Origin of the sequence: Streptomyces sp. NPDC000151 (assembly GCF_040301705.1) — a bacterium.
Taxonomy (GTDB): Bacteria; Actinomycetota; Actinomycetes; order Streptomycetales; family Streptomycetaceae; genus Streptomyces.
On sequence record NZ_JBEPFC010000032.1, the window covers coordinates 41300 to 53878 of the forward strand.

Below are 12579 nucleotides of genomic sequence, written 5' to 3' on the forward strand. Positions count from 1 at the left end.
GGTTATCCACAGGGTGTAGCGCACGTCACAATTCCTGCTCTACGGTCCTTCCGTCACCGTCGGACGGGAGGACGGCCAGTGCGCACCACATCACCGCGAACGATCGCCATCTGGACAGCCGTTGCGCTGATCGGCGCCACCGGCTGGACCCTGCTCGCACTGGGCCGCGGCGAGCAGGTGTCGGCGGCCTGGATGGTGGCCGCAGCCCTCGGCACGTACGCCATCGCCTACCGCTTCTACTCGCGCTTCATCGCGACGCGCGTGCTGCGGGTGGACAAGACCCGCGCCACCCCCGCCGAGCGGCTGAACAACGGCATCGACTTCCACCCCACCGACCGCCGCGTCCTGCTCGGCCACCACTTCGCGGCCATCGCGGGCGCGGGCCCCCTGGTCGGCCCGGTGCTCGCGGCGCAGATGGGCTACCTCCCGGGCACGATCTGGATCATCGCCGGGGTGGTGTTCGCGGGCGCCGTGCAGGACATGGTGGTCCTCTTCTTCTCCACCCGGCGGGACGGGAAGTCGCTGGGCCAGATGGCGCGCGAGGAGATCGGCCCGTTCGGCGGGGCCGCCGCGCTGCTCGCCGCCTTCGCCATCATGATCATCCTGCTGGGCGTACTGGCCCTGGTGATCGTCAACGCGCTGGCCGCGTCCCCCTGGGGCACGTTCTCCATCGGCATGACGATCCCCATCGCCCTCATCATGGGCGGCTACCTGCGCTTCCTCCGGCCCGGCCGGATCACCGAGGTCTCCCTCATCGGCATCGCGCTGCTGCTCCTCGCCCTCGTCGGCGGCCGCTGGGTCGCGGAGTCCTCCTGGGCCGACGCCTTCACGCTCCAGCCGAAGACCCTGGTCATCTGGCTGGTGGCATACGGCTTCATCGCCTCGGCGCTCCCCGTCTGGACCCTGCTCGCACCGCGCGACTACCTCTCCACCTTCATGAAGATCGGCACGATCGGGCTGCTGGCGGTGGGCGTGGTGATCGCGCTCCCGACGCTGAAGATGGACGCGGTGACGGACTTCGCGAGCCGCGGCGACGGCCCGGTCTTCGCCGGCTCCCTCTTCCCCTTCGCGTTCATCACGATCGCCTGCGGCGCGCTGTCGGGCTTCCACGCGCTGATCTCCTCGGGCACCACGCCGAAGATGGTGCAGAAGGAGACCCAGATCCGGATGATCGGGTACGGCTCGATGCTCATGGAGTCGTTCGTCGCGGTGATGGCGCTGGTGGCCGCCTCCATCATCGACCCGGGGCTGTACTTCGCGATGAACGCACCGGCCGGCGTCATCGGCGACTCCGTCCAGTCCGCGTCCCAAGCGGTCGCGCACCTCGGTTACTCGATCTCGCCCGACCAACTGGCCGCCGCGGCCAAGGCCGTGGAGGAACAGACGCTGCTGTCCCGCACGGGCGGCGCGCCGACACTGGCCATCGGGGTGTCGGAGATCTTCTCGCAGGTGGTCGGCGGCGCCGGGATGAAGGCGTTCTGGTACCACTTCGCGATCATGTTCGAGGCGCTGTTCATCCTCACGGCGCTGGACGCGGGCACGCGGGTGGGCCGCTTCATGCTCCAGGACATGCTGGGCAACGCGTACAGGCCGTTCCGGAACATCAGCTGGAAGCCCGGCCTGTTGCTCTGCAGTGCGGCCGTGGTCGGCCTGTGGGGGTACTTCCTGTGGGTGGGCGTCCACGAGCCGCTGGGCGGCATCAACCAGCTCTTCCCGATCTTCGGCATCTCCAACCAGCTGCTGGCGGCGGTGGCGCTGGCCGTGTGCACGACGCTGCTGGTGAAGTCCGGCCGGGTCAAGTGGGCCTGGATCACGGGCATACCGCTGGCCTGGGACGCGGTGGTCACGCTGACCGCGAGCTGGCAGAAGGTGTTCTCCGGCGACCCGAAGGTGGGGTTCTTCACGCAGCGCGGGGTCTATCAGGACGCGATCGACGCCGGGAAGGTGCTGCCGCCCGCGAAGACGATGGACGACATGCACACGGTCGTCACCAACTCCACGGTGGACGGGGTGCTGTCGGCGGTACTGGCCCTGCTGATCGTGGTGGTGATCGCCGACGCGGCCCGCATGTGCATACGCCACCTCCGCACGCCGGACGCGACCCCGCTGCACGAAGCCCCGTACGTCGCCTCGCGCCTCGTCGCCCCGGCCGGCCTGATGGCCACACCGGAGGAGAAGGCGGAGCTGGCGGCGGCCGGGAACGCGGAGGCGAGGAGGTGAGCGGCCCGGCACGGACGGCACACGGAACGCCCCGGTGGGCGGCCGGGATGGCCCGGTGGGCGGGCACGGCGGCTGGGTGGGGGCGCGGGGTCCGGTGGGTGGCCACGGTGGCCCGGTGGGGGCGCGGGGTCCGGTGGTACGTACGGGAGTTGACCGGCGAGTCGGCGTACGACCGGTACGTCGAGCATCTCCGCCGGCACGCCCCGGACGCCCCGGTGCCCACCCGCGCCGAGTTCGAGCGCCGCAGGACGGACGCGCAGGAGGCCGACCCCCGCTCGGGCTTCCGCTGCTGCTGAGCGGGGGGGCGGCTGAGGAGGAGGCGGTGGGGGTGGGGTGGGGGCGGGGGGGAGCCCCCCCGAAGCGCAGCCCCCACGCCGCCCCGCCCCCTCCCGCCCCCGCCACCCAAACCGTTTCCGTACCGATATGCGGACAGCTGGTGACGGCGGGAGCTTTGGGCGCTTAGATTTCCTGGCCTTACATATGTGATCGCCAGGGATGGAGCAGCGGATATGTCAGAGCCAGCCGAAACACCCCGTTCCGGGCCGATCGTCACGCCCACGCGCGTGGTGGCCGGCCTCTGCCTGCTCGCTCCGTTCGTGGCGATGCTCTGGGTGAGTTCGTACGCGAAGGTCGAACCGACGCTGATCGGCATCCCGTTCTTCTACTGGTACCAGATGCTGTGGGTGCTGATCTCGACGGCGCTGACGATGACCGCGTACAAGCTCGTGCAGCGTGAGCAGCGCGGGCTTCGCGCCCGTAAGGACGGTGCGTCGAAGTGATGACCACGGCAACGAACTTCCTGGCCACCTCGGTCGCCCCGGCCACCCCGACCATCCCGGCCGGAAGCGCGCTCGCGGCGGACGCGACCGGCGGCGTGAACGGCATCGCGCTGGCCGTCTTCATCTTCTTCTTCATCGCCGTGACGGTCATGGGCTTCCTGGCCGCCCGCTGGCGCAGGGCCGACCAGTCCGACAACCTCGACGAGTGGGGCCTGGGCGGCCGCAGCTTCGGTACGTGGGTGACGTGGTTCCTGCTGGGCGGCGACCTCTACACCGCGTACACCTTCGTCGCCGTGCCCGCGGCGATCTACGCGGCGGGGGCGGCCGGCTTCTTCGCCGTGCCGTACACGATCCTCGTCTACCCGTTGATCTTCACGTTCCTGCCGCGGCTGTGGTCGGTGTCGCACAAGCACGGGTACGTCACCACCTCGGACTTCGTGCGCGGCCGCTTCGGCTCCAAGGCCCTGTCGCTGGCCGTCGCGCTCACCGGCATCCTCGCCACGATGCCGTACATCGCGCTGCAACTCGTGGGCATCCAGGCGGTCCTGGACGTGATGGGCGTCGGCGGCGGCGAGAGCACGAACTGGTTCATCAAGGACCTGCCGCTGCTGATCGCCTTCGGCGTGCTGGCCGCGTACACCTACTCCTCCGGGCTGCGCGCGCCCGCGCTGATCGCGTTCGTCAAGGACGGCCTGATCTACCTCGTCATCGCGGTGGCGATCATCTACATCCCGATCAAGCTGGGCGGCTTCGAGCACATCTTCCACACGGCGGGCGACGCCTTCGCGCAGACGAACCCGGCCACCGGCAAGCCGCGCGGCGAGCTGGCGAGCGGCCCCAACGCGCAGTGGGCGTACGGGACGCTGGCGCTCGGCTCGGCGCTGGCGCTGTTCATGTACCCGCACTCGATCACGGCCACGCTCTCCTCGCGCAGCCGTAACGTGATCCGCCGCAACACCACCATCCTGCCGCTGTACTCGCTGATGCTCGGCCTGCTCGCGCTGCTGGGCTTCATGGCGATCGCGGCCGGGATCAAGGTGCAGAACGGGCAGCTGGCGATCCCGCAGCTGTTCGAGAACATGTTCCCCGACTGGTTCACGGGCGTGGCGTTCGCCGCGATCGGCATCGGCGCGCTGGTGCCCGCCGCGATCATGTCGATCGCCGCGGCGAACCTCTTCACCCGCAACATCTACAAGGACTTCCTCAAGCCGGGCGCCACGCCCGCGCAGGAGCACAAGGTCGCCAAGCTGGTGTCGCTGCTGGTGAAGGTCGGCGCGCTGGCGTTCGTCCTGACGATGGACAAGACGGTGGCGATCAACTTCCAGCTGCTGGGCGGCATCTGGATCCTGCAGACCATGCCGGCGCTGGTGGGCGGCCTGTTCACCCGCTGGTTCCACCGCTGGGCGCTGCTCGCCGGCTGGGCGGTCGGCATGGTGTACGGCACGGTCGCGGCGTACGGCGTGGCGAGCCCCACGCAGAAGCACTTCGGCGGCTCGAACGCGGAGATCCCCGGGATCGGCGAGATCGGCTACATCGGCCTGACCGCGTTCGTGCTCAACGTCCTGGTGACGGTGGTCCTGACGGTCGTCCTGCGGGCCGTGAAGGCCCCTGCCGGCATCGACGAGACCTCGCCCGAGGACTACACGGCGGACGCCGGTGACAAGGGCGTCCAGGTGGACCTGCCGCCGGCCACGGCGGGCGCCGCCCACTAGGTCGTGACCGCAGAGTCCCGCCTGAGCTCATGACGGCCGACGGGCCGCCGGTGGAAACCGGCGGCCCGTTGTCGTACCCCCGGTGCACACTGAGCGCATGGATCCCATGGACATCGTGGTCAGGCGGATACGTACGGAGGAGCACGCGTGGCTGGGCGAGATCACGGCCCAGGCGTATCTCGGTGACGGGCTGCTCGACTTCGGGGAGGACGACGGCTATCTGCCCCTGCTGCGGGACGTGGCGCGGCGGGCCGCCGAGGCGGAGGTGCTGGTGGCCGTGGCGGACGGCGAGGTGCTGGGCGGGGTGACGTTCGTGCCGGCGGGCGGTCCGTGGGCGGACATCGCGCGGCCGGGCGAGGCGGAGTTCCGGATGCTGGCGGTCGCGAAGGAGGCACGCGGCAGAGGCGCGGGCGAGGCGCTGGTGCGCGCGTGTCTGGAACGTGCGCGGGAGACCGAGGGCTGCGCACGTCTCGTGCTGTCCTCCCAGCGCTCGATGCTCAGCGCGCACCGCATCTACCGTCGCCTGGGGTTCACGCGGACCCCGGACCGCGACTGGCATCCGATACCGGACGCCGGCCCGCTGCTGACGTTCGCCCGGGAGCTGACGCCTTCGCAGGGGTGACCATCCGTGCGTACGGCTGCACGGACAGCAGCGTCGCGACACAAGATATGGGAACGCTCGCGCGGGGCGACACAAGATGTATGCTCGTGCTCGCTGTCGCCGCAGGGGAATCCGGTGCGAATCCGGAACTGTCCCGCAACGGTGTGCTGAGTGGGCATTTGTGCCGCGCTCGCCGAGTCCGAGGACCTGCCGACGGTACGTCCGTATCCGTTCCGGTGCGGGCGTCGAGACGTCCGGGCTCCGTGGGATGGGCCGGTGGACGCTGCGTGGTGTGCCCGCGTGCCCGGCAGGGCTCCGGCGCGGCTGCCCGTACGCCTCCGACCGCCCTCCCCCGGCCCCAGCCGAGTGAGGAGAGCACAAGGTGACCATCGCGCCAGCGGAGTCAGCACAAGAGGCGCAGGCGGCACAGGAGAAGCGGGCGGCACAGGAGGCGCGGGCGACGACCGCGCGGCCCGACGACGGCCCCGGTACGGCCCTGCTGCGCACCCTGACCGACCTCACCGCCGACCTGCCGGCCACCGACCCGGGCAAGGTCGCCGCGGCCGCGCTGCGCGGCCGGCACGCCGGCTCGGACGCGGCGGAGCTGCGCGAGCTGGCGATGGAGGCCGCGGCCGGGCTGATCGGCGATGAGCCGCAGTACTCCAAGCTGGCCGCCCGGCTGCTGACCGCCGCGGTCGCCGAGGAGGCCGCGAGCCAGGGCGCGACGGGCTTCGCCGCCTCGGTCGCCACGGGGCACCGCGAGGGTCTGATCGCCGACGGCACGGCGGAGTTCGTCCGGACGCACGCCGCCACGCTGGACGCGCTGGTCGAGGCGGCCCTCCAGGACGGCGCCGACGACCGCTTCGGCTACTTCGGCCTGCGCACGGTCTACTCCCGCTACCTCCTCCGGCACCCGATCACCCGCAAGGTCATCGAGACCCCGCAGCACTTCCTGCTGCGCGTGGCCTGCGGCCTGGCCGAGGACCACTCGGACCGCGCCGTCCAGGACGTCGCCGCGCTGTACGCGCTGACCAGCACGCTCTCCTACCTGCCCTCCTCCCCCACGCTCTTCAACTCCGGCACCCGCCACCCGCAGATGTCCTCCTGCTATCTGCTGGACTCGCCGCTGGACGAGCTGGACTCGATCTACGACCGCTACCACCAGGTCGCGCGCCTCTCGAAGCACGCGGGCGGCATCGGCCTCTCGTACTCCCGGGTGCGCGCCCGCGGTTCGCTGATCCGCGGCACCAACGGGCACTCCAACGGCATCGTGCCGTTCCTGCGGACCCTCGACGCGAGTGTCGCCGCGGTGAACCAGGGCGGCCGCCGCAAGGGCGCCGCCTGCGTGTATCTGGAGACCTGGCACGCGGACATCGAGGAGTTCCTGGAGCTGCGCGACAACACCGGTGAGGAGGCGCGGCGTACGCACAACCTGAACATCGCGCACTGGATCCCGGACGAGTTCATGCGCCGGGTCGAGGCGGACCAGGACTGGTCGCTGTTCTCGCCGGCGGACGCGCCGGAGCTGGTGGACCTGTGGGGCGCGGAGTTCGACGCCGCGTACCGGCAGGCGGAGGCCGACGGAAAAGCGATCAAGGCCGTCCCCGCGCGGACGCTGTACGCCCGCATGATGCGGACCCTGGCGCAGACCGGCAATGGCTGGATGACCTTCAAGGACGCCGCCAACCGCACCGCGAACCAGACCGCCGAGCCGGGCCGGGTCGTGCACTCCTCGAACCTGTGCACGGAGATCCTGGAGGTCACGGACGACGGCGAGACGGCCGTCTGCAACCTCGGCTCCGTCAACCTCGCCGCGCACCTGGGCGCGGACGGCGAGCTGGACTGGGCCAAGCTGGACGCCACGGTCCGGACGGCCGTCACCTTCCTCGACCGCGTCGTGGACATCAACTTCTACCCGACCGAGCAGGCCGGCGCGTCCAACTCCCGCTGGCGACCGGTGGGACTGGGCCTGATGGGCCTCCAGGACGTGTTCTTCCGGCTGCGCTTGCCGTTCGACTCCCCCGAGGCGCGCGAGCTGTCCACCCGTATCTCCGAGCGGATCATGCTCGCCGCGTACGAGGCGTCCGCCGACCTCGCCGAGCGGCACGGCCCGCACCCGAACTGGGCGGCGACCCGCACCGCCCGCGGCGTGCTGCACCCCGACCACTACCCCAATGCCGAGCCCCGCTGGGCCGACCGCTGGGCCGCGCTGCGCACCCGTATCGCGGCGACCGGCATGCGAAACTCACTCCTTCTGGCGATCGCCCCCACCGCGACCATCGCCTCCATCGCGGGCGTGTACGAGTGCATCGAGCCGCAGGTCTCCAACCTTTTCAAGCGCGAGACGCTGAGCGGGGAGTTCCTGCAGGTCAACGCGTACCTGATCGAGGAGCTCAAGGCGCTGGGCCTGTGGGACGCGCGGACCCGTGACGCGCTGCGCGAGGCCAACGGCTCGGTCCAGGACCTGGAATGGGTGCCGGAGGACGTCCGCGCGCTGTACCGCACGGCCTGGGAGGTCCCGCAGCGCGCGCTGATCGACATGGCCGCCGACCGCACTCCCTACCTGGACCAGAGCCAGTCCCTGAACCTCTTCATGGCGGCGCCCACCATCGGCAAGCTCAGCTCGATGTACGCCTACGCGTGGAAGCGCGGCATCAAGACCACGTACTACCTGCGGTCCCGCCCGGCGACCCGGATCGCGCAGTCCGCGCGCGGCACGGCCGCCGCCGCCCCCGTACCCCAGCAGGCGACCGACCCCGAGGCGATCGCCTGCTCCCTGGAGAACCCCGAGTCCTGCGAGGCATGCCAGTAATGACCACCGCACCCGAGAGCGCCGCCGCCACCCACACCGTCGGCGCGACGCACAAGAACCTCCTCGACCCGGGCTTCGAGCTGACGCTGCGTCCGATGCGGTACCCGGACTTCTACGACCGCTACCGCGACGCGATCAAGAACACCTGGACCGTGGAGGAGGTCGACCTCCACTCCGACGTGGCCGACCTCGCCAAGCTGTCGCCGGGCGAGCAGCACCTGATCGGCCGGCTGGTCGCCTTCTTCGCGACCGGCGACTCGATCGTGTCGAACAACCTGGTCCTCACTCTCTACAAGCACATCAACTCCCCCGAGGCGCGGCTCTACCTGAGCCGGCAGCTCTTCGAGGAGGCCGTGCACGTCCAGTTCTATCTGACGCTGCTGGACACGTACCTGCCCGACCCGGACGACCGCGCCGACGCGTTCGCCGCCGTCGAGAGCATCCCGTCCATCCGCGAGAAGGCGCAGTTCTGCTTCCGCTGGATGGACTCCGTCGAGAAGATCGACCGGCTGGAGACCAAGGCCCACCGCCGCCGCTTCCTGCTGAACCTGATCTGCTTCGCGGCCTGCATCGAGGGGCTGTTCTTCTACGGTGCGTTCGCCTACGTGTACTGGTTCCGCTCGCGGGGCCTGCTGCACGGCCTGGCGACGGGGACGAACTGGGTCTTCCGCGACGAGACCATGCACATGAACTTCGCGTTCTCCGTCGTGGACACCGTCCGCGAGGAGGAGCCGGAGCTGTTCGACGCGGAGCTGGAGCAGCAGGTCACCGACATGCTGAAGGAGGCCGTGGAGGCCGAGCTGCAGTTCGCCGAGGACCTGTGCGGCGACGGCCTGCCGGGCATGAACACGGCGTCGATGCGGGAGTACCTGCAGTGCGTGGCCGACCAGCGGCTGCAGCGGCTCGGCTTCGCACCGGTGTACGGCTCGGAGAACCCGTTCTCCTTCATGGAGCTGCAGAACGTCCAGGAGCTGACCAACTTCTTCGAGCGCCGCGCCTCGGCGTACCAGGTGGCGGTCGAGGGCTCGGTCTCCTTCGACGACGAGTTCTAGAACGGCTGCCGGACTTCTGGCACGGCTGCCGGAAACCGCGCTGCCCCCGAACGGGTGTTCCGTTCGGGGGCGGCGCCGGATGTACGCGGGGCGTCAGTCGTTGGCGACGACCGGGTAGCGCGGTTCGCCCTCTGCCATCTGCTTCAGGACGTCCTTGCGGTCGCGCTTGGAGAGGCGGTCGATGTAGAGGTATCCGTACAGGTGGTCCGTCTCGTGCTGCAGGCAGCGCGCGAAGTAGCCGGTGCCCTCGACGGCGATGGCGTTGCCCTCGATGTCCTGGCCGCGCACCACCGCGTAGTCGGGCCGCGGGAGCTCGGCGTAGGCGCCGGGGACCGACAGGCAGCCCTCGTTGGAGTCGTCCAGCACCCGGCGGTCGGCCGGCAGCTCGTCCAGGACCGGGTTGCAGACCGCGCCGACGTGGCGTACGCCCTGGTCGTCCATGCAGTCGTAGACGAAGACCTTCAGGTCGACGCCGATCTGGTTGGCGGCCAGGCCCACGCCCTCGGCGGTGCGCTGGGAGGCGAACATGTCGTCGACGAGCCGCGCGAGCTCGTCGTCGAACGCGGTGACGTCCTTGCACTCCTTGTGGAGCACCGGATTGCCGACCACGGTGATCGGGCGGGAGGTGCCGCGCTCGCGGTACGCCTTCTCGCGCGCGTCCGCGTCGGTCACGTCGTCGATGAACTCGGTGTCCACCTGCTGATCGCCGTCCTGATCAAACCCAGTTTGCTGCGCCATGTCCGCCGCACGCCTTCCGCGATGTTCCGCAAAGATTCTTCTTAGCTGCCCGTACAGGGTACGGGGGCCCGCCGTGCGCCCGCCGACACAGCTCGTGGCGGCTCAGCAGACCTCTTCGAGGTCCCGCCACTCGCGGGTGTCCGGGCTGTCGGCCACCCAGCCGTCCAGCAGGCCGCGCACCAGCCCGGCGGGCGCGGCGATGCCGCACTCACGCTCGGGCACCCACAGGGAGCCGGAGCCGGCCGTGCGGTGCCCGAGCGGGCCCGGATGGCCGGGCTCGCTGTGGTCGTGCGGGTCCAGGTGCTCGCCCTCGCCCTCGTCGCTGGGCATCCGGCTCTCGGAGCACGTGCGGCACAGCAGGCGGACGGAGGAGGACCAGTCCTCGGCGGCGTACCCGGCGTCCGCGGCCAGCCGCTCGAGGGCGTCCCGGTCGGCCTCGCCGGCGGCCTCGAGGAGGACGACCCAGGTGGGCACCGGCGAGGGCGCCCACAGCTCGATCTCGTCGAAGACGGGGTAGGAGGGCCCGGCCGTGGTCGTGCGCTCGCCGTGCGGTACGCCGTCGTGCAGCACCACCTCGCCCCAGCGGCGCCCGGAGGACGGCAGCGGGATGGAGAGCACCTCGATGCGGGCGGGGTCCAGCCGGCGGCCCCAGACGACCTCGGCCTCGCCCTCGGGCGAGAGGCGGACCGCGGCGCTGCCCAGCTGCATGCCGCGCGGCTCTCCGGAGGGCGCGCCCTCGCCGGGGACGTGCAGGCCGTACGCCTGCCAGGCGCGCCGGGCCAGCGGCCAGTCCTGCAGGGCGGTGGCCGCGATGCCCACGTTCCACCAGTCGGGGGCTCCGGCCTCGCGCTCCAGGAGGGCGACGGCGCGCAGTCCGGCCGTGCGCGCCTGCTCCCAGTCGTGCCGGAACTTGTGCAGCAGGGCGAGGTTGAACCAGGACTCCGACAGCCACGGCTCCATGTCGGCGGCGCGGGTGAGCAGCGCGCCCGCGTCCTCGTAACGGCCGTCGCCGATCAGCGTGAAAGCGCGGTCGGTCGCCTGCCGCCACGAGGCGGAGGGCCGGTGCCGTACCTTGCCGAAGATCTTCACGATTCCCGCCTGCCGATTGCTTCCTTGGTGCCGTCCGGTGGACGGCCGAGGGCTCACTCGACAACCTGCCACAGTTTGCCGCCGGGCTCAGCCCGATGACCGGCGCCCCCTGCTGCTCCTTGCCTCGCGCAGCCCCCTCGGCCCCGCTCCCCGGGGCCTCCTTCGCATCCAACCATGCCCATATCCGAGGCCGCTCATTACCCATCGGTTCTGTGACCTTGAACCGGTACCCCGATACGTGACGGCTACCCCTGTGGGCACCGCGCGCACGGCGGGAAGGGCCGGTCAGGCGGGCCCGAGGGGCCGGGAGAGCACTCGGGCGAGGGCCTCCACCACACGGGGTTCGAAGTCCTGTGCGGTCGACAGGCGGAGCCGTTCCAGGGCACGCAGCGTGCCCCCGGGGCCGCCGTCCCCGCCCGCGAGGTCGTCGTAGGCGTTCACGGTGCGCACGATACGGGCGGGCAGCGGCTGCTCCCGGAAGGGATCGGCCTGCCGCTCGACGATCACCGCCACCTCGGCGGGCACCCCGGTCTGGCGGACGACGGCCCCGCCGAGCAGGGCGATCCTGCGCTGCTCGGCGGACGGCAGGCCGGCGGTGGCGCCGCCGGTCACCGGGTCCACCAGGGACAGCTGCCCGATGTCGTGCATCAGCGCCGCGTACTCCAGGACGCTCAAGTCGGCCTCGCCGAGGCCCAGTTCCCGGCCGACGGCGCGGCTGAGGACGGCGACCCGGCGGGCGTGGCCCTGCGGGGTGTAGCCGGCGATCTCGGTGGCGCGGGCGAGGGAGGCGATGGTCTGCCGGTACGTGGCGCGGACGGCGGCGTAGCGGCGGAAGGAGAACTGGGTGAGGAGAAGCGGCAGGCAGAAGACGGGCAGCGCCCACAGGCCGGCGACGGCGGTGGCCAGGGCGATGACCAGGCCCGTCGCGCAGATCGCGGAGCCGATGCCGAGGAGGGCGCGCAGCTCGTCGCGGAGCAGGGGGCCGTACGGCCAGCCGGTACGGGCCCTGGCCAGGGCCGCGGCGAGCACGGCGTCGCACAGGGCGGTGAGCACGAGGATGCCGAGGAGGTAGCAGGTGTAGTACGTGCCGTCGCCGATCCAGGCGGCCAGCCGGCCGGTGGTGTACAGGGGCTGGAAGCAGGTCGCGGCGAAGCCGACGGTGAGGACGCGGCGGGCGATGTGGTCCAGGGCCGGGCCCCGGCCGAGCGCCACATGGGGGACGAGGCCGATGAGCCCTGCCGCGACGACGACGGCGACGGTCTGCAGGACGCCGTGCGAGGTGGGCCGCCCGCCGACCTCACCGAGCAGGGCGTAGGCCAGGGCTCCGGCGACGCCGAGCGGGGCGCTCTCGCGGTCGCCGGGCAGCGCGCCCGCGCCGCCGCGCGCGGGCGGCCCCGCGCCCCAGCGGGCCAGCTCACCGACCGCTATCAGGGCGCCGAAGGCGAGGGCGATACCGGGGTCGGCGAGGCCGTGCCAGAGGGTGTGGCCCAGCGCGAGGCAGGCGAGGGCGCCGGCCGCGGTGTGGACGAGGGCGACGGCACGGGGGGCGCCGGTGCGGTGCGGGACGGCGGGCGGG

10 protein-coding genes and 1 riboswitch are annotated in these 12579 nt (G+C 71.4%); of the genes, 7 read left to right on the forward strand and 3 right to left on the reverse strand.

The window, feature by feature from the left end:
• Window positions 1-78: 78 nt before the first annotated feature.
• From ABT381_RS12705 to ABT381_RS12735, 7 genes are all read left to right on the forward strand, one after another.
• On the forward strand, window positions 79-2220 hold the full coding sequence (locus ABT381_RS12705) for a carbon starvation CstA family protein (RefSeq protein ID WP_351591977.1): 2142 nt from the start codon (window positions 79-81) through the stop codon (window positions 2218-2220).
• Between the two features lie 47 nt (window positions 2221-2267).
• A complete protein-coding gene (locus tag ABT381_RS12710; protein ID WP_467754576.1) occupies window positions 2268-2516 on the forward strand; it encodes a YbdD/YjiX family protein in 249 nt (82 codons plus the stop codon).
• A gap of 213 nt (window positions 2517-2729) precedes the next feature.
• Entirely contained in the window at window positions 2730-2999 is a 270-nt protein-coding gene (locus ABT381_RS12715) for a DUF3311 domain-containing protein (RefSeq protein WP_351591983.1), read from the forward strand.
• A 95-nt stretch (window positions 3000-3094) separates the two neighbouring features.
• Window positions 3095-4711 carry a monocarboxylate uptake permease MctP gene (gene mctP, locus ABT381_RS12720; RefSeq protein WP_467754575.1) on the forward strand — a complete coding sequence of 539 codons (1617 nt, stop codon included), beginning with the start codon at window positions 3095-3097 and terminating at the stop codon, window positions 4709-4711.
• Between the two features lie 106 nt (window positions 4712-4817).
• Window positions 4818-5333 carry a GNAT family N-acetyltransferase gene (locus tag ABT381_RS12725; RefSeq protein ID WP_351592019.1) on the forward strand — a complete coding sequence of 172 codons (516 nt, stop codon included), beginning with the start codon at window positions 4818-4820 and terminating at the stop codon, window positions 5331-5333.
• 76 nt (window positions 5334-5409) lie between these two features.
• Window positions 5410-5541: riboswitch (cobalamin riboswitch) on the forward strand.
• A 153-nt stretch (window positions 5542-5694) separates the two neighbouring features.
• Entirely contained in the window at window positions 5695-8124 is a 2430-nt protein-coding gene (locus ABT381_RS12730) for a ribonucleoside-diphosphate reductase subunit alpha (RefSeq protein WP_351591986.1), read from the forward strand.
• Complete coding sequence (locus ABT381_RS12735; protein WP_351591989.1) at window positions 8124-9176, forward strand: ribonucleotide-diphosphate reductase subunit beta; 1053 nt, start codon at window positions 8124-8126, stop codon at window positions 9174-9176. Before ABT381_RS12730 ends, ABT381_RS12735 begins: the two co-directional genes overlap by 1 nt.
• A gap of 93 nt (window positions 9177-9269) precedes the next feature.
• Here the strand turns inward: ABT381_RS12735 and def are convergent, their stop codons facing one another.
• From def to ABT381_RS12750, 3 genes are all read right to left on the reverse strand, one after another.
• Window positions 9270-9914, reverse strand: a complete 645-nt coding sequence (def, locus tag ABT381_RS12740; RefSeq protein WP_351591992.1) for a peptide deformylase — start codon at window positions 9912-9914, stop codon at window positions 9270-9272.
• Between the two features lie 102 nt (window positions 9915-10016).
• A complete protein-coding gene (locus ABT381_RS12745) occupies window positions 10017-11003 on the reverse strand; it encodes a tetratricopeptide repeat protein (protein ID WP_031067431.1) in 987 nt (328 codons plus the stop codon).
• 285 nt (window positions 11004-11288) lie between these two features.
• On the reverse strand, window positions 11289-12579 hold a 1291-nt coding region (locus ABT381_RS12750), incomplete at its 5' end, for an HD-GYP domain-containing protein (protein ID WP_351591996.1).